Here is a 23,044-nt window from a genome sequence, read left to right as displayed (position 1 = left end):
GGGACCATGCACACCGTATAGGTCCGGCCTGAGAGCATCGGAACATGGCCGACCCGCAATCGCCGACGACGACCGATCCCACCCCGTACGACGCCGTGCTGCTGCTCTCGTTCGGTGGACCCGAGAAGACCGAGGACGTGCTGCCCTTTCTGCAGAACGTCACTCGCGGCCGGGGCATCCCCGATGAGCGGCTCAAGGAGGTCGGCGAGCACTACTACCAGTTCGGCGGCCGGAGCCCGATCAACGACCAGAACCGGGCTTTACTGGCGGCGCTGCGGGTGTCGTTCGCCGAGGCCGGGCTGGACCTGCCGATCTACTGGGGCAACCGCAACTGGGCGCCGTACCTGAACGACACCGTCCGCGAGATGGTCGACGACGGGGTACGACGCGCCGTGGTGATCGTGACCAGCGCCTACCCGTCGTACTCGGGTTGCCGCCAGTACCGGGAGAACCTGGCCGCCGCGACCGAGGCCGTCCCGGGCGCACCGCGGTTCGACAAGCTCCGGCACTACGCGAACCACCCGGGCTTCGTCGGCCCATTCGTGGAAGCCACGCTGGCAGCCCTTGAAGGCCTCCCAGACGACGCGGCGATCGCGTACGTGACCCACTCGATCCCGAACGCGATGAACGCCACCAGCGGGCCGCAGGGCGGGGCGTACGTCGAGTGGCATCTCGATGTCGCGGACCAGATCTCGGCCGAGGTCGAGCGCCGGACCGGCCGGAGCCGTCGTACCGACCTGGTCTATTGCTCGCGCTCGGGCCCGCCGCAGGTCCCGTGGCTCGAGCCGGACGTCAACGACCACCTGGACGGGCTCGCCGCCGAAAAAGCGACCGGTGTCGCGGTCGTACCGATCGGGTTCGTCAGCGATCACATGGAGGTCATCTACGACCTCGACACCGAGGCGCTGGCCACGGCCGAGAAGCTGAGCCTGCCGATGGCCCGGGCAGCGACGCCGGGAGTGCATCCGGACTTCGTCGCGATGTTGCGCGACCTGGTGATCGAACGCGCCGCCGCCGAGCGCGATGAGCAGCCCGGCCGTCCGTGTGGCGGCCGCCTCGGCCCTGGCTGGGACGACTGCCGCGCCGACTGCTGCCCGGCACTCCGCCGCCCGCCCGCAACGACCGCCACCACACCTACCGCCGTACTGACAAGCGAGGAACATCAATGACCGAGAGCCCCCAGGATCTGCTGAAGCTCGCGATGGAGGTGGCCACCGAGGCCGCCACGTTGATCGTCGAGCGGCGCCGGGGTGTGATCACCGTCGCGGACACGAAGAGCACTGTCACCGACGTCGTCACCGCGGTCGACCGGGAGTCCGAGGAGCTGATCCGGGCCCGGGTGCTGGCCGCGCGGCCGGACGACTCGTTCCTCGGCGAGGAGGGCGACGACATCCACGGCACCAGCGGCGTGCGCTGGGTGGTGGACCCGATCGACGGCACGGTCAACTACCTGTACGACATTCCGACGTACGCCGTCTCGATCGCGGTCGAGATCGACGGTACGACGGTCGCCGGCGTGGTCGTCGACGCTCCGCGCGGGGAGATCTTCACCGCGACCCTGGGCGGTGGCGCGTACCTGGACGGCAAACCGATCCGGGTCTCCGGCTGCGACGACCTCGGCAAGGCCCTGGTCGGCACCGGGTTCGGCTATGACGCGGAGCGCCGGGAGATCCAGGCCGACGTGGTCCGGGCCTTGATCGCGAACGTGCGGGACATTCGCCGGATCGGGGTCGGCGCGATCGACCTGTGTTACGTGGCCTGTGGCCGGCTGGACGCGGCGTACGAACGAGGGCTGAACCCGTGGGACTACGGCGCGGGCGCGTTGATCGCCGCCGAGGCCGGCGCGCGGATCGGCGGACTGCACGGCGCGGTGGTCTCGCCCGAGATGTCGATCGCGGCGTCGCCCGGAACCTTCGAAGGCCTGCATGACCTGCTGGTTTCCGCAGATCCGCTGCGAAAGTGACCGCTAACTTCGGCAGTGAGCGACGGTGGCCGTTCGCTGCGTAACTGCTCATTACTGCTTGAACTGAGCAGTAATGAGCATTCTTCTGTTCACTCATGACTGCAGTTGCGACACGCCGGTGAGAAGTTCCACCCCGGCGAGCGCGAAGGCCCCTGGATAAGGCACAATCACCGCCTCAGGGGGCGGTAGCGACGCCGCGCCCGACGCTTGCGACCGGCCCTTGTGGCGGGATTACGCGGTTGAGGAATTTATCGGCCGCCATACCCGTTTCAGGTCCAGCAGGCATCACCACGGGTACGAACGAGGGCAGGGAAACACCATGGCGACCGATTACGACGCCCCACGCAAGACCGACGAGGACTCGAGCGAAGAGAGCATCGAGGAGCTCAAGACCCGTCGGCACGACAAGAACTCCGGCAAGGTCGACGAAGACGAGGCCGAGGCCGCCGAAAGCTTCGAGCTGCCCGGCGCCGACCTCTCACACGAAGAGCTGGCGGTCCGGGTACTGCCGCGCCAGGCCGACGAGTTCACCTGCTCCAGCTGCTTCCTGGTTCACCACCGGAGCCAGCTCGCGAGCGAGAAGAACGGCCAGCTGATCTGCCGCGACTGCGCGGCCTGATCGACGGCCACCAGCAAGAGCGGGGCTGATCCTTCTACGGGTCAGTCCCGCGACTCACGTCCGAAAACCTTATTCTCCACTACCTCTTTGATGTCTTCTTTGAGCTCATACCCGGGCGGCATGCTGCCGGTCGACTTCGACCAGTAGCGGGCGGCCCGATCCTCCGCGAAACGCTTGGCCAACGCGGCCGTGGCACCGCTGGCGACCGCCCACGCCACCACCTCGACGTACCCCGCGTCCTGCGCGGTGGGCGACTTCGGCGGCACCCGGCCGGAGCCGAGTTTCCACGCCGAGGTCAGCGCCTTCTTCGTCGCGACCGTCATCACCAGCGTGAAGACGGTCAACACCAGTTTCCAGCCGATCTTGGCTCCCGCCACGGCGTCCTCCTTCTGCCCGAGCCCCCTATGGGGATCTAACCACGCCACCCGGCTGAAGCGCCGCCGCGAGTTGCTGGGGATGCCGGGTCGCGATCAGCCAGTACGGCGCCGGGTCCCGCGGATCGTTCAGGTGGACCCGGACGACGTCGCGCAGGTACGGCCGGAGCAGCAGGTACGCCCGCGCGTCGCAGTCGCGGCCGGTCGCCGTACGCGCGGCATCGCCGGTGAGCGCCTCGACCTCGCCGAGGTACGCCCGTTCGATCGAGGCACGACCCGCTGCGAGGCGTTCGGCGTCGACCTGGATCGTCGTACCGCCGTACCGCTGATAGGCCGCGAGGAACAGCCCCAGCGCCACCAGGGTCACGACCGTGCCGGCGACCGGCCCGGCCGGCACGGTGATGATCATCCAGGTCGTCGCAAGGGCCAGTGCGGTCACGAGCCACCAGCTCGCCGGGATGGACAGACGCTCGCGATAAGAGACGGGTGTGGCCACCGGACCAGCCTGGCACGGAACCTGTCGGTGGCCGTGGGTAGGGTCCCGTTCCGTGATCGAACCACCACCACGGTCCGCCTTGGAGCGGGCCGACTTGAGCCCGCCCGAGCGGCATCCCGACGCGCCCGCGCCGGGTTCGGTGCTGCGCTCGCACTACGCCGACTGCGTGGGCTGCGGGCCGAACCATCCGACCGGGCTGCGCATGGTGACCACCGCCGGGCCGGATGTCACCGTCACGGGCACGTTCACCGTCACGGCCGCGCATCAGGGTGCGCCGGGTTTGGCGCACGGCGGCGTGCTGGCCACTGCGCTGGACGAGGTGCTCGGTGGGTTGTCCTGGCTGTTGCGCAAGCCGATGGTCACCGGTCGGCTCGAGACCGACTACATCCGCCCGGTCCCGGTCGGTACGACGCTCGCGCTGGAGGCCCGTTGCCTGGGCTTCTCGGGGCGGCGGATGTACGCCAAAGGGCGCGGGCGGCTCGACACGCCGGACGGGCCGATCGCGATCAGAGCGGCGGCGGTCTTCGTGGTGGTCGGAGTGGAACACTTCACCGAGCACGGCGCCGATATGACAGCCGAACAAGTCCACGACTACGAGGTGAATCCTTGACCGAGGTACTGATCCAGCGACTCGACCCCGATCTGCCCTTGCCGGCGTACGCACATCCCGGTGACGCGGGGGCGGATCTGGTCACGACCACCGAGGTCACGCTCAAGCCGGGGGAGCGGGCCCTGGTCGGTACCGGGATCGCGATCGCCTTGCAGGACGGCTTCGCGGCGTTCGTGCATCCGCGCTCGGGGCTGGCCGCGAAACACGGGGTGACCCTTGTCAATGCGCCGGGCACTGTGGACGCGGGTTACCGTGGCGAGATCAAGGTGTGCCTGGTCAATCTCGATCCCGCCGCCGAGATCACCCTGCATCGTGGCGACCGGATCGCGCAGTTGGTGGTCCAGCGGGTCGAGAAGGCCCGGTTCGTCGAGGTCGAGTCCCTGCCGGGCTCGGCTCGCGGTGCCGGCGGACACGGCTCAACCGGCGGTTTTGCCGGTATGACACGCTGACCAGGGTGCGGCTTGTGACCTGGGGTGTGGGCGAGACTACGGCGGCACCTCACCATCGAATTCAGGAAAGAAGGCAAGACCAGTGATCTTCCGCCGCAAGGCCAAGAACGAGGAAACCGAGGCGGCCGAACCGGTCCGCGGTGACGCGTTCTTCGAGGACATCGAGAAGGAGCAGGCCGAGGCCGCGCAGGCCGAGGTCGAGGCCCGCGGCTCGCGCACTGACGGCCCGTTCGACTCTTCCGAGGTCGAGCACGACGAGCTGCACGCCGAGGACCGGATCGACCTGGGTGGTCTGGTGATCACCGGCCTGCCGGGTATGGAGCTGCGCCTGCAGGTCGACGAGCAGACCAACGAGGTCCAGGCCGTCCTGCTGGTGCTGGAGGACTCGGCCCTCGAGCTGCGCGCGTTCGCCGCCCCGAAGACGGCCGGTATCTGGACCGACGTTCGCCGCGAGATCGCCGCCGAAGCCACCCGCATGGGCGGTACGGCGTCGGAGGCCGACGGCCCGTTCGGGACCGAGCTGGTGCTGGTGGTGCCGGTGACCGACCCCGAGAGTGGTCAGGTCTTCAGCCAGACCAGCCGGGTGATCGGTGTGGACGGCCCGCGCTGGCTGCTGCGGGGCACGATCCTCGGCCGCGCCGGGGTCGAGGCCGACGCCGCGAAGCCGATGGAGGAGTCGTTCCGCAAGGTCGTCGTGGTCCGCGGATCGGAGCCGATGGCCCCGCGCGAGTCCCTGGCCCTGCAGCTCCCGGGCGGCATGCAGCCCGGCGAGGAAGAAGCCTAAGTCTGGTTCTCCGCTCAGGCGGTTTTCGCCGCCTGAGCGGACTACACTGCGCCTCATGGGTAGTGGTGTGAAAACGGGAGGGATGTTCCGTCGCGCTTTCCGGGGGCTTGCGGGCGACCGGGACGAGATGGATGCCGAGGTGCTGCAGGACGGCGTCGCCGACTGTGGTGCCCGGGCGATCACGGGTTGTCACGACCGCGAGATGGTGACCCTGTTCGGCACGCTGCGGACGATCACCTTCAGTCCGCGTGGTGGCGTGCCCGCCTTGGAGGGCGAATTGTTCGACGGTACCGGCACGGTGACCCTGATCTGGCTCGGCCGGCGCCGGATCGCCGGTATCCACCCGGGGACCGACTTGATCGTCTCCGGCCGGATCGGCGTGGTCGACGGCAGCCGCGTGATGTTCAACCCGCGGTACGAGCTGCGCCCGTCGGTCGCCCATGGCTGAGCAGCACCGCGACGGCCACCAGCATTCGGTCGACGAGGATCTCGCCGAGGTGTTCCGTCCTGAGCTCGAGGCCGCCGAGGTCCTCGCGTCCGAGTCTCCTGACCCCGCTGAACCCGTGGCGGACAAGAAGCCGGCGACAACGGATAAGGACTTCTTCCACGCTGCCGGTGGTTGGGGCGCGCTGTTCGACGTAGCAGTGCCCTGGCTGTCGTTCCTGGCGGTCTACCAGCTGTCCGACCACAATCTGCAACTCGCGCTGATCGTCGCCATCGGTCTGGCCGCCGCGGTCGCCGTGCTGCGGGTCTTCCGGAAGCAGCCGCTGCGGAACATCGTCGGCGGATTCATCGGCGTGCTCATCTCGGCGTACATCGCGAACAAGAGCGGCCGCGCCGAGGACGTCTACGTTCCCGGTCTGCTGACGAACCTGGGTTATGGATTGGTGTACCTGATCACGGTGCTGATCCGGTGGCCGATCTTCGGCGTGCTGTACGGAATGATCACCCAGACCGGTACGGCCTGGCGCAAGGATCCCGCGATGTTGCGCGGCTTCACGCTCGCGACTCTGGTCTTCGTCGGCCTGTTCGGTTTGCGGCTCGCTGTGCAGGTGCCGCTGTACTTCGCCGGCGCCCTGAACGCGTTGGGTATCGCGAAGGTCGCCCTCGGGCCGCCCGTCTACGCGCTGGCGCTGTGGTTGTCGTACACGGTCCTGCGCGCAAGCATGCCGCCCGAGAAGTGGGACGAGGTCCGCGACACCGTCACCCACCTCCTCCGCGGCAACAAGAAGTAGCTCCCGCACCAACCACAAAACCCAGGTGCCCTGTTGGGCGCCTGGGGTTTTGTGGTTGGTCTTAGCTGACGCGGCGGGGGTGGTGGTTGGGGGCGAGGAGGTCTTCCAGCTGGGCTTCGGTCTCGTCGGCGGCCACGAACAGGAGTTCGTCGTTGAGTTCGAGGGTGCCGTCGGCGTCGGGGCGAAGGACGCGGCCTTCGCGCAGGATGGTGACCAGGGCGGTGTCGACGGGCCAGTCGACGTCGCCGACCCGCATGCCGATCATCGGGCTGTCCTCGGGCAGGGTGAGCTCGACCAGGTTCGCGTCGCCTTGACGGAAGGTGAACAGGCGGACCAGGTCACCGACCGAGACGGCCTCCTCGACCAGAGCCGACATGATCCGCGGAGTGGAGACGGAGACGTCCACGCCCCAGGCCTCGTTGAACATCCACTCGTTGCGTGGATGGTTCACCCGGGCCACGGTGCGCGGCACGCCGAACTCGGTTTTGGCCAGCAGGGATACGACCAGGTTCGCCTTGTCGTCACCGGTGGACGCGATCGCCACCTGGCAACGCTGCAGGGCGGCCTCCTCCAGTGAGGAGAGCTCGCAGGCGTCCGCGAGCAGCCATTCGGCGTGGGGCACCGAGTCGGCTTTGATCGCCCGGGGGTCCTTGTCGATCAGTAGGACCTCGTGACCGTTCTCCAGCAACTCGGCCGCGATCGATCGGCCGACGTTGCCCGCACCCGCGATGGCTACTCGCATCACAGCTCCTCAGGCTTGGTACCGAGCTGGGCCTCGACCGAGGCGGCGTCGGCCTCCAGCATGACGACGTGCACCAGGTCGCCCTCTTGGATAACAGTGTCCGCCTTCGGCAGTAGGCCCTCGCCGAGCCGGGTCAGGAACGCGACCCGCGCGCCGGTGGCCGCCTCGATGTCGAACGCGCGCCGGCCGACCCAGCCGGTGTGCACGTGCACCTCGGCCAAGCGCACTGTGCCGGACGGGTCGCGCCACTCGGGCTCGGAACCGCTCGGCAGTAACCGCCGCATCATCTGGTCGACGGTCCAACGGACGGTGCCGACGGTGGGGATACCGAGTCGCTGGTAGACCTCGGCGCGGCCCGGGTCGTAGATCCGGGCGACGACGTTCTCGATGCCGAAGTTCTCCCGGGCCACCCGGGCGGCCAGGATGTTGGAGTTGTCGCCGTTCGAGACGGCCGCGAACGCTCCCGCGGTCTCGATCCCGCTCTCGATCAGCACCTCCCGGTCGAAGCCCATCCCGGTGATGGTGCGACCGGAGTAGTTCGGGCTGAGCCGGCGGAACGCATCCGCGGACTGGTCGATGATCGCGACCGTATGGCCACGTTTTTCGAGCGTACGGGCCAACGTCGACCCGACGCGTCCGCAGCCCATGATGACGACGTGCACTCCGCATTCACTCCTTGTCCGCAGTGGGAGCCAATCGCGTCGATTCGGCAGCGGAAACGCTACACCGGACCTCCGGTCGGCCACGTACTACCTCTAGCATCACTCACGTGCCTCTAGGTGATATCGGGAAACGCATCCTCATCGGCAGGAAATTACGCAGTGCCCAGCTGGGTGAAACGCTGCTGCCGAAGCGGATTGCCCTGCCAGTCTTCGCTAGTGACGCTCTGTCGTCGGTAGCCTACGCGCCGGATGAGATCTTCTTGACCTTGTCCGTGGCCGGGCTCACCGCCGTGGCGATCTCCTGGAAGGTCGGGATCGCGGTCGCGGTGATCATGCTCGTGGTGGTGATGTCGTACCGCCAGAACGTGCACGCCTATCCGTCCGGTGGCGGCGACTACGAGGTGGCGAACACGAACCTCGGACCGACTGCCGGTCTGACCGTGGCCAGCGCGCTGCTGGTCGACTACGTCCTCACGGTGGCGGTGTCGATCTCGTCGGCCGCGCAGTACGCCGCTTCGGCCGTGCCCGCGTTGGAGGGCAGGCAGGTCTGGGTCGCGTCGATCGCGGTCATCTTCCTGATGACGATGAACCTGCGTGGGGTGCGCGAGTCGGGCACGGCCTTCGCCGTTCCGACGTACCTGTTCATGGCCACCATCATCACGATGATCGCCATCGGGTTCGGGCGGTACCTGTTCGGTGACCTACCCAAGGCGGAGAGCGCGGACTTCGAGTTCGCCGGTAGCGAGACGATGGCCGGCGCGGGTGCGCTGGCGATGGGCTTCCTGGTCTTGCGTGCCTTCTCCTCCGGATGTGCCGCCCTGACGGGTGTCGAGGCCATCAGCAACGGTGTGCCCGCCTTCAAGAAGCCGAAGAGCCGGAACGCGGCCACCACGCTGGCCCTGCTCGGCGGTATCGCGGTGACGATGATGCTCGGCGTGATCACCCTGGCGAACCTGATGCATCTGCGGTACGCCGAGCATCCGGAGACGCAGCTGATCGGTCCGGACGGTCTTCCGCTGGGCTCCGACTACCACCAGGACCCGGTGATCGGTCAGCTCGCGAAGGGCATCTTCGATCACTTCAGCCCGGGCTTCTACCTGGTGGCAGCGGTCACCGGCGTGATCCTGGTGCTCGCCGCGAACACCGCGTTCAACGGCTTCCCCGTGCTGGGGTCGATCCTGGCCCGCGACGGGTACCTGCCGCGCCAGCTGCATACCCGGGGCGACCGGCTCGCCTTCAGCAACGGCATCGTCATCCTGGCCGGCTTCGCGGTGGTGCTGATCGTGTCGTTCGACGCCGAGGTCACCCGGCTGATTCAGCTCTACATCGTCGGTGTGTTCGTCAGCTTCACCATCAGCCAGCTCGGCATGTTGCGGCACTGGACCCGTCTGCTCGCCACCGAACAGGACGGCGCGAAGCGGGCGCAGATGCAGCGCTCCCGGGTGATCAACGCGATCGGTCTCACCTTCACCGGCGTGGTTCTGATCATCGTGCTGCTGACCAAGTTCGTGCACGGCGCGTACATCGCCATCATCGCGATGGGCGTGCTGTTCCTGATGATGAAGGGCATCCGCCGGCACTACGAGACGGTCGGCCACGAGATGGCCGTCGAACCGGACGAGGCGCTGACCCTGCCGTCGCGGGTGCACGCGATCGTCCTCGTTTCCAAGCTGCACAAGCCCACGCTGCGTGCGCTCGCCTTCGCCAAGGCGGCCCGGCCGTACATGCTGGAAGCCGTTACCGTCGACGTCGACCGGGACGAGGCCGAAGCCCTTCAGCTCGAGTGGGATCGCCGCAACATCCCGGTGCCGCTCAAGCGTCTCGCGTCGCCGTACCGGGAGATCACGCGGCCGATCCTGCAGTACGTGCGGGACATCCGTCGCCAGTCGCCTCGGGACGTCGTGATGGTCTACATCCCTGAGTACGTCGTGGGCCATTGGTGGGAGCAGTTCCTGCACAACCAGAGCGCACTGCGGCTCAAGGGGCGTCTGCTCTTCACGCCGGGCGTCATGGTCACCTCCGTGCCGTACCAGCTTGTCTCGTCTCAGCTCGCCGAGGAGCGTCAGGACCGGACTGAGCGCGTTGCGGGTCAGGTCCGTCGTGGAGCCCGCAACCCTCCAAGGGACAAGTAGCCTGTGCAGGTGGCAGCAAAGACCGAAATACTCATTGGCGCGCTGCTGGAACTGGAAGTCGGTCCAGTCGCTCACGGCGGTCACTGCGTCGCCAGGTACGACGGCCAGGTGGTCTTCGTGCGACACGCCATACCGGGTGAGACGGTCCGTGCCCGGGTAACCGAGCAGACGTCGAAGTACTTGCGTGCGGATGCCGTAGAGATCCTCAAGCCTTCAGAGCACCGTGTGGCCGCCCCTTGTCCCTATGCGGGCGTGTGCGGCGGCTGCGACTTCCAGCACGTGGACCTCGACTACCAGCGCCTGCTGAAGGCGGAGGTGGTTCGGGACAGCCTGCGCCGCATCGGCGGGATCGAGCGGGAAGTCGTGATGGAGGCGCCTGCCGGGGACGGACTGGGCTGGCGGACGCGGATGCGGTACGCCGTCGTCGACGGGCAGCCCGGGATGTACGCCCATCGCTCGCACGACCTGGTCCAGATCGACCGCTGCCGCATCGCGCATCCCGGCACACCCGACGTACTCTCCCAACGCTGGCCGGGCGTCTCGTCGGTCCAGGCAGTGGTCTCGTCCGAGGGTCGTACGGCGGTCCTGACGTCTTCGGAAACCGCCGGGCGCTTGGTCGAGGAGGTCCACGAACGGCGCTACCGGGTCGACGCCGGCGGCTTCTGGCAGGTCCATCCCGAGGCCGCCACGACGCTGGTCGATGCCGTGATGGCCGGGCTGGAACCGGCCGCGGGTGAGACCGCGCTCGACTTGTATTGCGGAGTGGGCCTGTTCGCCGGATTCCTCGCGGACGCCGGGTGCGCCGTACTCGCGGTCGAAGGCGATCGCGATGCCGTCCGTAACGCCCGGCGCAACCTGCACGATCAGCAGGCTGTGACGATCGAGCAGGGCAGCGTCGACAAGGTACTAGCCGGTGCCGCCCGGCAGGGGCTGTCGTCCGTCGACCTGGTGGTGCTCGATCCACCCCGTACGGGAGCGGGCAAGGACGTCGTACGGCGCGTTGCCGACCTCACGCCACGGCGGATCGCGTACGTGGCGTGCGACCCGGCGGCGTTGGCGCGTGACCTGAAGACGTTCGAGACGTTGGGATATGGGATCGGGTCGTTACGCGCATTCGATTTGTTCCCGATGACGCATCACATAGAGTGCGTGGCTGTACTCGAACCGCTACCGGGTATTAGGCACTCGTAGGAGATCTGGATGCCGCTCGTCGATCTCGACGATCCTGTTGAGCTGCGCGCTCGCTGGAGTGCGCTCGCCGCGATCGCTCATGCCACGGGGTACGACCGGCGGTGGTGGGCGGATGCGGCCGGTTGGCATCACGAGGACGGCGGCGGCAACGATCTGCGGGTGATCGAGCTCGAGCAGGAGCGCACGGTGCTCTACGGGCTGCACCGCGAGTACAGCTTGACCAAGGACACGGATCTGCTCGAAGGTGCGCCGGAATGGCTGGGGCAGCCGGCGGTTCGGGAACGTATTGCGGCGGGGCGGCTGGGGTTCGTCTTTGCGAATTTCTCGGGCACGTGGGCGCGGGCCGAGTATCCGGGTGATCCGTGGCAGCCGATCGACGATGGGTTTCTCGCGGTTGGGAGTTGGCTGACCTCCGACGAGGAGGCCGCGGCCGAGTTGGTCGAGTGGGCGGCGGAGTGGGCGGATTACCTGGGGAGTCTGGATGAGCTTCGGGCGGTTGGGCTGGCGCTGATCCGGACCGCGGCCGAGGCGCCGATCGGTGTGGATGATCTGCGGGCGTTGTTCGATCGGCTGGATCTTGGGGATGATCCGGATCGGCAGCCGGATCTCGAGGGGGCGCTCGCGGCGGCGGGGCAGTTCGCGCTTGCTCCGGCGGCTCGCGTTGTTCCTGTTGCGGCTCCCGCTTCCCCGGCTGAGTCGGCGTCGGCTGGGGCTGCGGTCGCGGTTGAGGATGACGCGGGGGAGGACTTTTACGAGAGCTTGTACGCGCCTGGTGCCGCGTCGGCGGTCGAGCCTGCCGCGGACCCGGAGGCGACGGGGGAGTGGACGCTGGATGAGGCGACGCGGGAGTTCTTCCCGTTCGCCTTCGACGAGGACGGCAAGCGGGTCGAGGAGCCGGTCGGCAAGCAGGCCGTTGCCGAGGACGTCGTCGAGGAGGTTGCCGAGGAGTTTGTCGAGGAGCGGCACGATGACGCGCTCGGATATGACGATGCGCTCGGGTATGGCGGGCGGATCGATCCTGGGAATGCCCTTAGCGCTAGCTCGCCGTTCCTGCATCACGACAGCCGGCGTTATTCCGGGTATGAGGATGACCCGGTCATTGGATCGTCTTCGGGTGCTGAGTATCCCGGTGATCCGATTGGGTTCCGCTGGGACGGGCCGGACGACGAGGACGAGGACGAGCCGGCCCAGGACAGTGTTGAAGAGATCGTCGAGGATGACGAGGTCGTTGGCGAGGCCTTCGACGAGGACAGCGCCTTCGACGAGGACGGGGCCTTCGACGAGGACGGGGCTTTTGCGTTCGCGCCGCCGCCGGGATTCGGCAGCATGGTGCCGATCGATCGCCCGCCGCCTCCGGATGACGATGACGACGATGACGTGTTCGACCTTGAGAGTCTGGCCAATCTGCCGCCGCCCGGTGCGGGGGATCGGGTGTACTCCAAGTTCGAGCGGGAGAACGGCCTCGCGCCCGACTTCGAGGAGACCTTCGGCCGCGAGGTAGCCGAGTTCGCCGCTGCCCAAACCGCCGCCCAAGCCGAGGCGACCGCCCAAGCCGAGGCGACCCTCCAAGCCGAGGCGGCTGCCCAAGCTGAGGTCGAGGCAGCCGCGCGAGCCGAGGCTGAGGCTGCCGCGCGCGCTGAGGCGCAGGCTGAGGCTGAAGTCGAGGTTGAGGTCGAGGCCGCCGCCGAAGATCTCGATGACGAGCGATACGCGCCAAGGCCCGAGCCCGTTCAGCACGTTCAGCCGCCCGCGATGGTTGCCGCCGACGAGGCGGCGGTCGGCGTACCGGCTGAGTATCTCGAGGCGGCGATGCGTGCGGAGCCCGAGCGCCCCCGGCCGCGACCCGCCTCGGAGGACGCGTCGGACGCGTTCGAGGCGCTGCATGCCTGGTGCAAGGCCCGGACGCGGATCGTGCCGTCGGGTTTCACCATCCAGGTCCAGGTGCTCGACCCGCAGGCCCCGTCGTACCGCTTCGACCTCGAGCCGCCGCCCGTTGACGACGACGAGTTCGGCGACGACAAACTCCCCGGCCTACTGGTCGACCTCTGGGCGTCCGAGTCGACGGGCGAACACGGTCAGGACGGCTGGTTGTTCGCCCGCATCGACGCGGCCGGCCGGACGTTGCGGATCGACCGCTGGTACGACCAGATCCCCGACTGGTGGGACGACCCGGTCGTCGCACGAATCGACATGCGCGGCCTACGCCGCCGCCTAACCGGCCGCGGTCCGGACTGGCGCCCGACGTACTTGGACCAGCTATCCGCGAGATGACGTACGAGGTTCAACCACCTCCGGGATAGCGTTTGTCCTATGTTGCTTAGAGTCTTCACCGAACCGCAGCAGGGCGCGTCGTACGACGACCAGCTCGCGATGGCCCGCAAGACGGAAGAGTGCGGGTTCGACGCGTTCTTCCGGTCCGACCACTACCTGGTGATGGGCGATCGGGACGGCCTGCCCGGGCCGACCGACTCCTGGATCACCCTGGCTGGACTGGCCCGCGAGACTAGCCGGATCCGGCTCGGCACGCTCGTCAGCTCGGCCACGTTCCGCAATCCGGGCGTGCTCGCGATCAGCGTCGCGCAGGTCGACCAGATGAGCGGCGGCCGGGTCGAGTTCGGCCTCGGCGCCGGCTGGTACGCCGAGGAGCACGCGGCGTACGGGCTGGAGTTCCCGGACACGATCGGCCGGTTCGACCGGTTCGAGGAGCAGCTCGAGGTGATCACCGGGCTGTGGAAGACGCCGGTCGGGGAGACGTACGACTACACCGGTAAGCATTACTCGCTGACCGACTCCCCAGCTCTGCCGAAGCCCGCGCAGGACCCGCATCCGCCGATCATCATCGGTGGTGCCGGCAAGAAGCGCACGCCCGCGCTGGCCGCGAAGTACGCCGCCGAGTTCAACGCGGGTTTCCGCTCGCTCGACGTCACGACCGGCCTGTTCAGCCAGGTCCGTACGGCGTGCTCGGCGATCGGGCGCGACCCGGAGACGCTCGCGCTGTCCGTCGCGCACCCCACGATCGTCGGCAAGGACGACGCCGACGTACGCCGCCGCGCGGCCGCCATCGGCCGGGACGCGGACGACCTGCGCGCGACCGCCATCGCCGGTACGCCGGCCGAGGTGGTCGACCGACTCGGCCAATTCGCCGAAGCCGGCGCGACCCGTGCGTACCTCCAGATCCTCGACTGGCACGACCTCGACCACCTCGACCTGATCGCCAGCGACGTCCTCCCGCAAGTGAGCTAAACCGCAGCGGGTTGTTGCCGGGCCTTGCCTCGATGTCGTGTATCTTGATGTCGAGAGAGTTTGACGAACCGGATCCCGACCTCGCGGTTGTCCAGGCCGCTCGGCAGGATGGGGTCCGTACACATGGCGGACGTGAAGAGGAGCAGGCTGATGGCCAGCGTCGACAGCTTCGGTGCCAAGGGCGCACTCGAAGTCAACGGGCAGTCGTTTGAGATCTTCAGGTTGGCGGGCATCGAGGGGGCGGAGACACTTCCGTACTCCCTCAAGGTGCTGCTCGAGAACCTGCTGCGCACCGAGGACGGCGCGAACATCACCGCCGACCACATCAACAAGCTCGGCAACTGGGATCCGGCCGCGGCCCCCGATACCGAGATCCAGTTCACCCCGGCCCGCGTGATCATGCAGGACTTCACCGGTGTGCCGTGTGTGGTCGACCTCGCCACCATGCGCGAGGCGGTCGCCGAGCTCGGTGGCGACCCGACCAAGATCAACCCGCTGGCCCCGGCCGAGCTGGTGATCGACCACTCGGTCATCATCGACGTCTTCGGCCGGCCGGACGCGTTCGAGCGCAACGTCGAGCTGGAGTACGAGCGCAACGGTGAGCGCTACCAGTTCCTGCGCTGGGGCCAGACGGCCTTCGACGACTTCAAGGTCGTCCCGCCGGGCACCGGCATCGTGCACCAGGTCAACATCGAGCACCTCGCCCGTACGGTCATGGTCCGCAACGGCCAGGCCTACCCGGACACCTGCGTCGGCACCGACAGCCACACCACGATGGTGAACGGCCTCGGCGTGCTCGGCTGGGGCGTCGGCGGCATCGAGGCCGAGGCGGCCATGCTCGGCCAGCCCGTCTCGATGCTGATCCCGAAGGTCGTGGGCTTCAAGCTGACCGGGTCCGTCCCGGCCGGCGCGACCGCGACCGATGTGGTGCTCACCATCACCCAGATGCTTCGCCAGCACGGCGTCGTCGGCAAGTTCGTCGAGTTCTACGGCGAGGGCGTCACCGCGGTGCCGCTGGCCAACCGCGCGACCATCGGCAACATGAGCCCGGAGTTCGGCTCGACCTGCGCGATCTTCCCGATCGACGACGTCACCTGTGAGTACCTGCGGTTGACCGGCCGTTCGGACGACGAGGTCGCCCTGGTCGAGGCGTATGCCAAGGAGCAGGGCCTCTGGCACGACGTGTCGATCGAGCCGCGCTTCTCGGAGTACCTCGAGCTCGACCTGTCCACCGTCGTGCCGTCGATCGCCGGCCCGAAGCGCCCGCAGGACCGGATCGCGCTGACCGAGGCGAAGTCGTCGTTCCGCGGTGCCGTCGAGGACTATGCCGACAACGAGGACCTCGACGTCGACCCGGCAGTCGTCGGCAGCTTCCCGGCCAGCGACCCCGCCACGCCGAACGGTCACGGGCACGCGGACGACAACCCGCACGTGCCGCATGACGCGCCGCAGCGGCCGTCGAAGAAGACCAAGATCACGCTGAACGGCGCCGAGACCGAGCTCGACCACGGCCACGTCGTGATCGCCTCGATCACCTCGTGCACCAACACGTCGAACCCGTCGGTCATGCTGGCCGCCGCGCTGCTCGCGAAGAACGCCGTGGACAAGGGCCTCGCGACCAAGCCGTGGGTGAAGACGTCGCTGGCGCCGGGTTCGAAGGTCGTCACGGACTACTACGAGAAGGCCGGCGTAACGCCGTACCTGGAGAAGCTCGGCTTCCACCTGGTCGGCTACGGCTGCACGACCTGTATCGGCAACTCGGGCCCGCTGCCCGAAGAGGTCTCGGCCGGCGTCCAGGCGGCCGATCTCGCCGTCGTGTCGGTGCTGTCGGGTAACCGCAACTTCGAGGGCCGGATCAACCCGGACGTGAAGATGAACTACCTGGCCTCGCCGCCGCTGGTGATCGCGTACGCGCTGGCCGGCACGATGGACTTCGACTTCGAGACCGATGCCCTCGGCAAGGACACCGACGGGAACGACGTCTTTTTGAAGGACATCTGGCCCGCCGCCGATGACGTCGAGAAGGTCATCGCCACCTCGATCAACCGCGAGATGTTCACCAAGGACTACGCGGACGTCTTCGCCGGTGACGAGCGCTGGCAGTCGCTGCCGACGCCCGAGGGCAAGACGTTCGACTGGGCGCCCGACTCGACGTACGTGCGCAAGCCTCCGTACTTCGACGGCATGGCCAAGGAGCCGTCGCCGGTCACCGACATCACCGGTGCGCGGGTGCTGGCCAAGCTGGGCGACTCGGTCACGACGGACCACATCTCGCCGGCCGGTTCGATCAAGGCCGACAGCCCGGCCGGTAAGTACCTGGCGGAGCACAACGTCGACCGCAAGGACTTCAACTCGTACGGCTCGCGTCGTGGCAACCACGAGGTGATGATCCGGGGCACGTTCGCCAACATCCGGCTGCGCAACCAGATCGCGCCGGGCACCGAGGGCGGCTTCACCCGCGACTTCACCAAGGCAGACGCTCCCGTCACCTCGATCTACGAGGCTTCGGAGGCATACGCCGAGGCCGGTACGCCGCTGGTCATCCTGGCCGGCAAGGAGTACGGCTCGGGTTCGTCGCGCGACTGGGCCGCGAAGGGTACGGCGCTGCTGGGCGCGAAGGCCGTCATCACCGAGTCCTTCGAGCGCATCCACCGGTCGAACCTGATCGGTATGGGCGTGCTGCCGCTGCAGTTCCCCGAAGGCGAGACCGCCGAGTCCCTCGGTCTCACCGGCGAGGAGACCTTCGACATCTCGGGTGTCACCGAGCTGAACGAGGGACGCATCCCGCGCACGGTGAAGGTCAAGGTCACCGGTACGGATGGTTCGGTGCAGGAGTTCGACGCGGTGGTTCGCATCGATACGCCTGGTGAGGCGGACTACTACCGCAACGGCGGCATCCTGCAGTACGTGCTCCGTTCGCTGATCGCTAGCTGATTCCGTTTGACCGGTTCGGGCCGTGCGACGGTCCAGGTTTGGTACGCCGAGGAGGGCTGGGGTGTGCTCGAAAGCCCCAGCACTCCTGGCGGCTGCTGGGCGCATTTCAGCCATATCGAGATGACGGGTTACCACTCGCTCGATGCGGGTGACGCGGTCGACTTCCGCTGGGAGTCGGCCGACCAGGACGGGTACGCCTACCGAGCGACGTGGGTGCGCAAAGTCAAGTGAGTCACGACAGAGAGGCCGGCCAACCAGGATGGATCTGAGCATCCTGCTGTTGGCCGGCCTTTCGATCGTCGTGGCGGCACTCGTCCAGGGCACCCTCGGACTGGGTTTGTCGCTCGTCGCGGCACCCGTGGTCACGCTGCTCGACCCCACGCTGATGCCCGGCGGCATGCTCGTACTGGGCATGGTGATGCCGACGATGACGATGGCGCACGAATGGCGCCACGTCGTCTGGCGTCAGGCCGGCTGGCTCACGGGTGCCCGGATCGCGACGACGCCGCTCGGCGTACTGGTGCTGGCCTGGGTCCCCGCCAACATGATCGGCGGCGTGGTCGGTGGGGTCGTACTGCTGGCGGTCATCCTCACCGCCTGGCGATTGGAAGTCCGCGCGACCCGCACCAACCTCATCGTCGCCGGAGCCATCGCGGGCGTGTCCGGCACCGCGGCGTCGATCGGCGGCCCGCCCGCCGCCGTCGTACTGCAGCATGAACACGGCCCGCGTCTTCGGGCCACCCTCGCCGCGTTCTTCCTGATCGGCTCGATCGCGTCCTTGGCCGCGCTGGCGATCGGCGGTCGGCTCACCTCACACCAACTCCTGTACGGCGCTTCGTGGATCCCCGCACTGGCCCTCGGTTTTGCCCTGGCGGTGCCACTGCAAAAGCGCCTACGCGGCCCACGCCTACGGATCGCCGTACTAGTCATCGCCGCAGCCTCGTCAATCGTCGTAATCCTCCGCTCCATCCTCTAACAGCCGGTCCTGGGGGTCCCGTCTCCGCGCGGTTTTGTCGGTGGTGCCGGGTCTAATGGGGACATGGCTCGTCCGCATCCGAAGGAAATGATCGGCGCCGCCGCCGCGGAGTTCGGCGAGGACGCGGTGGTGGACTGGTGCATCGCACTGCTGACCGGCGAAGTCACGGCTGAGCAGGCGTTCTCGCCCGAGCTGCTGCCGAAGCTCAAATGGATCGGCGGGGAAGAGGTCGGCGGCTGGGCCAAGCTCGTCGCGGTGAACCAGTACTGGGTGCGGGTCTGGGCGGCACGCGCCTTGATGTACGTCTGGCGCGACGACGCGATCCCGGCCCTACTCATCGCAGCAGACGACCCAGCCTGGCGCGTCCGCGAACACGTCGCCCGCGTCACCGCCCAACGCGAACTAGGCCAACTAGCTGACGCCCTCGTCCCACTCCTAGACCACGAGCTCCCGCGCGTCCGAGCCACCGCCGTACGCGCCCTCGGCGCCGCCGGCGAATACGAACACGCCAACGCCCTCAAACCCCTCCGCAACGACCCCGACAACACCGTCCGCGCCGCCGTCGACCGCGCCCTCGCACTCCTATCCCAACGCCTAGACCGCGCCCTATAACCCTCCCGCCGACACTCTTCTTGGCTGTACGTCGGATGCGCGCGCGGCATTTCGGCGACAGGGCCGGCGTCCCTCCCAACCTCCTCCCGCGAGTGGTCGCGTTATGACACGACCACTCGCGGGATGGCGGCGCATGCCTGTGGATAGCGCCGCCACGGTCGGACGCGACGCGCGTTCTCTGTGGACGCCGAGCCCACGGCACCTCGGCCCGATGCGCACAGGTGCAGGTCAATTTGTGCAAAGCCTTCCCGCGAAGTGCCTCCTTATGTCGCGCGCGTGCAAGCACAACAAGGCACCTCGCGGATGGGTTATCCCCAAATCCGCGTGCGCGTGCGCATTCTGCGTCCGAGCGTGGCAGCGCTGCCCACAGCGATCCCGCCAGCTGTCGCGCGAGTGGTCGTGTCGTGACGCGACCACTCGCGGGCGAGGCGAGCGGGCGCCATAGCGGGCGAGGGAGGCGGGCGGGTGTCGTGAGTAAGGGAGGCGGGCGGTGTTGCGGGGGAGTGAGGGGTTGAGAATAGTTAACGGTAGGTGTAACTATTTGAGGATGGTGGATGACGAGGTGGATCGGTTTTTTGAGGTGTTGGCTGATCCGACGCGGCGGCAGGTGGTGCGGTTGTTGGGGGACGGGCCGTTGCGGGCTGGGCAGTTGGCGGCTGCGACTGGGGCGTCGTCGCCGGCGATGAGTCGGCATTTGCGGATCTTGTTGTCCGCGAGGGTGATTACCGATGAGCGGGTGCCGGATGACGCGCGGCTGCGGGTTTTCCGGTTGCGGCAGGAGCCCGTGGTCGCCGTACAGGCTTGGCTCGACCAGGTGCAGGCGCACTGGCAGGAGCAATTGGGTGCCTTCAAGAAGCACGTCGAAAAGAACGACCTCGAAAAGAAGGACCTTGAGAAGAAACACGTCGATCGGGAGGAGACATCGTGACCAAGCAGTCCGCGTCCGCGTCCGTCGAGGTTGCGGCCGATCCGGCGACGGCGTTCCGGATCTTCACTGACGAGTTCGACCTGTGGTGGGTTCGCGGCCCGATCAACTTCTTCGATGCCGCACGGGCGGTCGAGATGGCGATGGAGCCAGGCGTAGGCGGCAGGATTCTCGAGATCTACCGCCGCGGCAGCGACACGGTCGACGAGGATGTGCTCGAGCTTGGCCGGATCACCGCCTGGGAGCCGGGAGCACGGCTGGCCTACCGCAGCTCGGTGGACGACACCGAGACGGAGATCCGCTTCGAGGCCCTCGACGGCGGCACGCGGGTCAGCGTTGAGCAAGCCCTCGTGCAAGGTGGCGAGAAGGCGTTCTACTTCTGGCCGAACGTCATCCCTTGGCTGGCTGCTTGGGCGGTCCGGCGGAGCGAGGCGCCGCATACGCTGCGCGAGCTCGGGCGGCTGAGTGTTGCCTTGTATTACGAGGATCCGGCCGCGGCGGCACGTTGGCTACATGAAGTGTTCGGCCTGGAATCCTGGGACCGGATCCCCGCGGACGGCGAAAAGCCTTCCTGGATTGAGCTCCATGCCGGCAACGGCGGGATCCTGCTCTTCGAGTTGAAAGAACGACCCGCCGATCCACGCCCGGTCGATCACGGAGCCTGGGTGTACGTCGACGACCTCGACGCACACTTCGCCCACAGCCAGGCCACTGGCGCCAAGATCGTCTCCGAGATCCACCAGCACGGCTACCGCTGCTACGAGGCCGACGACCTCGAAGGCCACCGCTGGACCTTCGCCCAAGCCAGACCAACGATGACTTAAGCGATGACCTAGGCGAGCGTGACCGTTCCGGCGATGGGCGAGGTTGAGCCGGTCCACCACCGGAGCGGGCCGTCGGCGTCGCGGCCGGTTAGCGTCCACGTGTACTTCGCCTTCGGCATCAACCGCCCCGTGGCGTTCCGGCCGTCCCACGCGACGTCGACCCGACCCGTCGCGGATGCGCAGCTCAACGCGCGCACCACCGTCGTACCAGAGCGAATCGTCAGCGCACACGTCGGCAACGCCTTGCTGATCGGGAAGGCCGGCGTCCACCGATCGCTAACCCCGTCCCCATTTGGGGTGAACGAAGACGAGCCGAGGGCGTTGCCGAGATAGCTGGGCGGATCGACGTACGACGAGTTGGGTGCGATCCGGGCCGAGCCGTCGGTCGCGATCCACGCCAGCACCTCGTCGTGCGCGTCGAACGCGTCGCGTGGACCACTCCAGCCGAGGAACTCGGTGATGCTCGCGTTGGCGGTGCTGCCGAGGCGGAGTTCACGGATCAGCCGCGCGCCGCCGCCGTACGTCGTGGGGATCGCGTAGACGACGTGTCCGCCGGTGACCTTCACTGCCGTGGCGACTGGTTTGGTCGGGAGCTTCACCACCGCGCTCATCGTCCGAACGTTGCGGTAGGCAACCACACCCGTTTGGCACAACGCGACCGCGCATTCGGACCAGCCGACGTATGCGCCCCAGACGTCCATCGCCACGACGCCGTACCCGGCGGCCTTGACCTGTACGACCTTGCCGCTGGACAAGTCGCGTCGGTACATCGAGCCATCCTTGTTCGCCCACACCAGGTACGAACCCCAGAGCGCGTACTTCGTCGTCTTGGCATCACCCAGCCGCACGCTCGTGCCGGTCCGCAGGTCGTAGAGCATGGCCGACTTGATGTCGTACTGCGGACAACCCGGGTCGCAGGGATCGCCGGAGTACTCGCCACGCGTCCACAACGCGCGAGTGCCGGAAAGCCGGACGAAGCCATCCGCAACAACGTGCTGGTTGGTGGCGGTGAAGATGATCCGATCGGCCGAGCCTTCGGTCCGAACGATGAGCCGGCCCCCGATTCGCATCAGCATCCGGCCGCCATCGGCGTCGAGCGGCTGCAACGCCTCGCCGTCGTTCTGGGAAGTGCCCAGCGTGATCGTCGTGCCCGATTTGCTGTACGTCCGGGAGTGCAGGGTCGATGCCAGTACGCCGGGCGCGCTGTCGGTGCCATCAGTGTCGAGGTAGGCCACGCGTGAGGCGCCGAGCGATATGGCGAACGTTCCAGGCGGCAGCAACGGCAGCGTGACCAGCCGCTGCAACGAGGTCACGGACGTACCGCGGTCAATGGTGGTCTGCGAACCGAGTCGCGCGATGTAGAAGGTAGTGCCGTCTCCCGCGAGGCTGTGGCCGCCGGTGAGCGTGCTGGGCGTCGTACTTCCTGCAGCCACTGTGCCGACTACGTAGCCAGTGAGATCCGTAGGAGGCGTGTGCTGGAATGCGGCGGCACCGCCCGCAGTGACAGCTGTGCCGCGGATAGGCGCTCCCGTCTGCACCACGGGCTGTGCGCCGACGCCGACCTTCCAGCGGTGCAGGGCGCCGTTCGGGTCGTCGAGCCCGGCCGGCCAGGCAACAACACCGTTGGCCACACTCACGTAGTTATAGACCTGGTCGCCGGTGTGCACGGCCCAGGCCTTGGTCGGCTCAGCGAAGGACCGGTACTGCAAGTCGTGTACGCCGCCGTTGCCGACGTTGGTCGTGATCTCGACGGTGAAGCCAGTGGCGTCTGCGCCGGTCAACCGGCCGTTCGGGATCGTCGCGATGGTGCGAGTCGTACATCCATCGGACCCGGCGATCGTCTGCTGGATGAGGCCGGTCCGCGAGGACGTGATCCAGCCGGTGGGCAGGAAGATCCGGCTCGGCAGACTGCCGTCGATGAGGCAGCTGCGAATCGTCGTGTCGGTGACGGTGCGATAGCTGACGCGGGTGATCTCGTTGTCGTACGCGAAGACCATCGAACCGGCCAACTCGCTGAATTCCGGCGAGACCTGGACGGGCGTACCGCCTGCAGGCTTGAGCCAGGGCGCGACGTCGAGGCCGTAGTCGAGGCTGGCCGCCTTGTAGAGAATGCCGTACGCCGATGCGCCAAGGATCCGCACGTACGCCTGGTCGGTCGGCGTCGGATTGAGCACGCGAGTGCCGCCCGGATCCGCCAAAGCCGGACTCGCCGACATCACCAGGATGGCCGCCAGCAACGCGGCAGACGCTCGACGTACTCGCATGATGCACTC

General features: G+C 67.7%; 23 protein-coding genes. 18 read left to right on the top strand and 5 right to left on the bottom strand.

The genetic code is table 11. The features are described 5' to 3' along the window. The first annotated feature begins 44 nt into the window (after positions 1 to 44). The 3 genes from OG394_RS08750 (at position 45) to OG394_RS08740 (ending at position 2,582) form a co-directional block, all read left to right on the top strand. Positions 45 to 1,169, top strand: coding sequence for a ferrochelatase (locus OG394_RS08750; RefSeq protein WP_328994549.1), 1,125 nt, complete (start codon positions 45 to 47; stop codon positions 1,167 to 1,169). After that, on the top strand, positions 1,166 to 1,963 hold the full coding sequence (locus OG394_RS08745; RefSeq protein WP_328994548.1) for an inositol monophosphatase family protein: 798 nt from the start codon (positions 1,166 to 1,168) through the stop codon (positions 1,961 to 1,963). Before OG394_RS08750 ends, OG394_RS08745 begins: the two co-directional genes overlap by 4 nt. A gap of 319 nt (positions 1,964 to 2,282) precedes the next feature. Next, entirely contained in the window at positions 2,283 to 2,582 is a 300-nt protein-coding gene (locus OG394_RS08740) for a DUF4193 domain-containing protein (RefSeq protein ID WP_328994547.1), read from the top strand. A 41-nt stretch (positions 2,583 to 2,623) separates the two neighbouring features. Here OG394_RS08740 and OG394_RS08735 read toward each other — a convergent pair whose 3' ends face one another. Both OG394_RS08735 and OG394_RS08730 read right to left on the bottom strand, forming a co-directional pair. Further along, positions 2,624 to 2,959 carry a DUF4235 domain-containing protein gene (locus OG394_RS08735; protein WP_328994546.1) on the bottom strand — a complete coding sequence of 112 codons (336 nt, stop codon included), beginning with the start codon at positions 2,957 to 2,959 and terminating at the stop codon, positions 2,624 to 2,626. 25 nt (positions 2,960 to 2,984) lie between these two features. Further along, a complete protein-coding gene (locus OG394_RS08730) occupies positions 2,985 to 3,452 on the bottom strand; it encodes a DUF3093 domain-containing protein (protein ID WP_328994545.1) in 468 nt (155 codons plus the stop codon). A gap of 52 nt (positions 3,453 to 3,504) precedes the next feature. Here OG394_RS08730 and OG394_RS08725 point away from each other — a divergent pair, with 52 nt between their 5' ends. From OG394_RS08725 to OG394_RS08705, 5 genes are all read left to right on the top strand, one after another. Then, positions 3,505 to 4,062 carry a PaaI family thioesterase gene (locus OG394_RS08725; RefSeq protein ID WP_328994544.1) on the top strand — a complete coding sequence of 186 codons (558 nt, stop codon included), beginning with the start codon at positions 3,505 to 3,507 and terminating at the stop codon, positions 4,060 to 4,062. After that, a complete protein-coding gene (gene dut, locus OG394_RS08720) occupies positions 4,059 to 4,511 on the top strand; it encodes a dUTP diphosphatase (protein ID WP_328994543.1) in 453 nt (150 codons plus the stop codon). The genes OG394_RS08725 and dut overlap by 4 nt, the downstream gene beginning before the upstream one ends. Before the next feature lie 82 nt (positions 4,512 to 4,593). Continuing rightward, positions 4,594 to 5,295 carry a DUF3710 domain-containing protein gene (locus tag OG394_RS08715; RefSeq protein WP_328994542.1) on the top strand — a complete coding sequence of 234 codons (702 nt, stop codon included), beginning with the start codon at positions 4,594 to 4,596 and terminating at the stop codon, positions 5,293 to 5,295. Between the two features lie 55 nt (positions 5,296 to 5,350). Next, on the top strand, positions 5,351 to 5,743 hold the full coding sequence (locus OG394_RS08710; protein ID WP_328994541.1) for an OB-fold nucleic acid binding domain-containing protein: 393 nt from the start codon (positions 5,351 to 5,353) through the stop codon (positions 5,741 to 5,743). Then, a complete protein-coding gene (locus OG394_RS08705) occupies positions 5,736 to 6,530 on the top strand; it encodes a DUF3159 domain-containing protein (RefSeq protein ID WP_328994539.1) in 795 nt (264 codons plus the stop codon). Before OG394_RS08710 ends, OG394_RS08705 begins: the two co-directional genes overlap by 8 nt. Positions 6,531 to 6,591: 61 nt before the next feature. Here the strand turns inward: OG394_RS08705 and OG394_RS08700 are convergent, their stop codons facing one another. Both OG394_RS08700 and OG394_RS08695 read right to left on the bottom strand, forming a co-directional pair. Further along, entirely contained in the window at positions 6,592 to 7,272 is a 681-nt protein-coding gene (locus OG394_RS08700) for a potassium channel family protein (protein ID WP_328994538.1), read from the bottom strand. Then, positions 7,272 to 7,934: a potassium channel family protein gene (locus OG394_RS08695; RefSeq protein WP_328994537.1), complete on the bottom strand. Its 663-nt coding sequence runs from the start codon at positions 7,932 to 7,934 to the stop codon at positions 7,272 to 7,274. Before OG394_RS08695 ends, OG394_RS08700 begins: the two co-directional genes overlap by 1 nt. Positions 7,935 to 8,041: 107 nt before the next feature. On the opposite strand from OG394_RS08695, the gene OG394_RS08690 reads away from it, so the two are divergent. The 10 genes from OG394_RS08690 (at position 8,042) to OG394_RS08645 (ending at position 20,771) form a co-directional block, all read left to right on the top strand. After that, a complete protein-coding gene (locus OG394_RS08690) occupies positions 8,042 to 10,066 on the top strand; it encodes an APC family permease (protein ID WP_328994536.1) in 2,025 nt (674 codons plus the stop codon). A gap of 9 nt (positions 10,067 to 10,075) precedes the next feature. Further along, the gene (locus tag OG394_RS08685; RefSeq protein WP_328994535.1) at positions 10,076 to 11,257 is read left to right on the top strand and encodes a class I SAM-dependent RNA methyltransferase; all 1,182 of its coding nucleotides are present in this window, start codon (positions 10,076 to 10,078) and stop codon (positions 11,255 to 11,257) included. A gap of 9 nt (positions 11,258 to 11,266) precedes the next feature. Further along, complete coding sequence (locus OG394_RS08680) at positions 11,267 to 13,528, top strand: hypothetical protein (protein WP_328994534.1); 2,262 nt, start codon at positions 11,267 to 11,269, stop codon at positions 13,526 to 13,528. A 39-nt stretch (positions 13,529 to 13,567) separates the two neighbouring features. After that, positions 13,568 to 14,500 (top strand): LLM class F420-dependent oxidoreductase, encoded by a 933-nt coding sequence (locus OG394_RS08675; RefSeq protein WP_328994533.1) that lies wholly within the window; start codon positions 13,568 to 13,570, stop codon positions 14,498 to 14,500. A 150-nt stretch (positions 14,501 to 14,650) separates the two neighbouring features. Further along, positions 14,651 to 17,434: an aconitate hydratase AcnA gene (gene acnA / locus OG394_RS08670; protein WP_328994532.1), complete on the top strand. Its 2,784-nt coding sequence runs from the start codon at positions 14,651 to 14,653 to the stop codon at positions 17,432 to 17,434. Between the two features lie 6 nt (positions 17,435 to 17,440). After that, positions 17,441 to 17,665 carry a cold shock domain-containing protein gene (locus OG394_RS08665; protein ID WP_328994531.1) on the top strand — a complete coding sequence of 75 codons (225 nt, stop codon included), beginning with the start codon at positions 17,441 to 17,443 and terminating at the stop codon, positions 17,663 to 17,665. A gap of 28 nt (positions 17,666 to 17,693) precedes the next feature. After that, a complete protein-coding gene (locus OG394_RS08660) occupies positions 17,694 to 18,410 on the top strand; it encodes a sulfite exporter TauE/SafE family protein (protein ID WP_328994529.1) in 717 nt (238 codons plus the stop codon). Between the two features lie 63 nt (positions 18,411 to 18,473). Next, a complete protein-coding gene (locus OG394_RS08655) occupies positions 18,474 to 19,022 on the top strand; it encodes a HEAT repeat domain-containing protein (RefSeq protein ID WP_328994528.1) in 549 nt (182 codons plus the stop codon). 547 nt (positions 19,023 to 19,569) lie between these two features. Then, a complete protein-coding gene (locus OG394_RS08650) occupies positions 19,570 to 19,950 on the top strand; it encodes an ArsR/SmtB family transcription factor (RefSeq protein ID WP_328994526.1) in 381 nt (126 codons plus the stop codon). Further along, complete coding sequence (locus OG394_RS08645; protein ID WP_328994525.1) at positions 19,947 to 20,771, top strand: VOC family protein; 825 nt, start codon at positions 19,947 to 19,949, stop codon at positions 20,769 to 20,771. Before OG394_RS08650 ends, OG394_RS08645 begins: the two co-directional genes overlap by 4 nt. Before the next feature lie 8 nt (positions 20,772 to 20,779). Here OG394_RS08645 and OG394_RS08640 read toward each other — a convergent pair whose 3' ends face one another. Then, entirely contained in the window at positions 20,780 to 23,035 is a 2,256-nt protein-coding gene (locus OG394_RS08640) for a hypothetical protein (protein WP_328994524.1), read from the bottom strand. Positions 23,036 to 23,044: the final 9 nt, after the last annotated feature.

This window comes from Kribbella sp. NBC_01245 (assembly GCF_036226525.1).
In the GTDB taxonomy this organism is placed as follows: Bacteria; Actinomycetota; Actinomycetes; order Propionibacteriales; family Kribbellaceae; genus Kribbella.
This window is presented reverse-complemented; position numbering and strand designations above follow the sequence as displayed.

Excerpts from the sequence above, each read along its gene's own strand:
- OG394_RS08650 (WP_328994526.1), top strand. The coding sequence starts at position 19,570 with ATGGTGGATGACGAGGTGGATCGGTTTTTTGAGGTGTTGGCTGATCCG.
- OG394_RS08740 (WP_328994547.1), top strand. The coding sequence starts at position 2,283 with ATGGCGACCGATTACGACGCCCCACGCAAGACCGACGAGGACTCGAGC.
- OG394_RS08640 (WP_328994524.1), bottom strand. The coding sequence starts at position 23,035 with ATGCGAGTACGTCGAGCGTCTGCCGCGTTGCTGGCGGCCATCCTGGTG.
- OG394_RS08700 (WP_328994538.1), bottom strand. The coding sequence starts at position 7,272 with ATGCGAGTAGCCATCGCGGGTGCGGGCAACGTCGGCCGATCGATCGCG.
- OG394_RS08745 (WP_328994548.1), top strand. The coding sequence starts at position 1,166 with ATGACCGAGAGCCCCCAGGATCTGCTGAAGCTCGCGATGGAGGTGGCC.
- OG394_RS08680 (WP_328994534.1), top strand. The coding sequence starts at position 11,267 with ATGCCGCTCGTCGATCTCGACGATCCTGTTGAGCTGCGCGCTCGCTGG.
- acnA (WP_328994532.1), top strand. The coding sequence starts at position 14,651 with ATGGCCAGCGTCGACAGCTTCGGTGCCAAGGGCGCACTCGAAGTCAAC.
- OG394_RS08710 (WP_328994541.1), top strand. The coding sequence starts at position 5,351 with ATGGGTAGTGGTGTGAAAACGGGAGGGATGTTCCGTCGCGCTTTCCGG.
- OG394_RS08660 (WP_328994529.1), top strand. The coding sequence starts at position 17,694 with ATGGATCTGAGCATCCTGCTGTTGGCCGGCCTTTCGATCGTCGTGGCG.
- OG394_RS08675 (WP_328994533.1), top strand. The coding sequence starts at position 13,568 with ATGTTGCTTAGAGTCTTCACCGAACCGCAGCAGGGCGCGTCGTACGAC.
- OG394_RS08705 (WP_328994539.1), top strand. The coding sequence starts at position 5,736 with ATGGCTGAGCAGCACCGCGACGGCCACCAGCATTCGGTCGACGAGGAT.
- OG394_RS08655 (WP_328994528.1), top strand. The coding sequence starts at position 18,474 with ATGGCTCGTCCGCATCCGAAGGAAATGATCGGCGCCGCCGCCGCGGAG.
- OG394_RS08750 (WP_328994549.1), top strand. The coding sequence starts at position 45 with ATGGCCGACCCGCAATCGCCGACGACGACCGATCCCACCCCGTACGAC.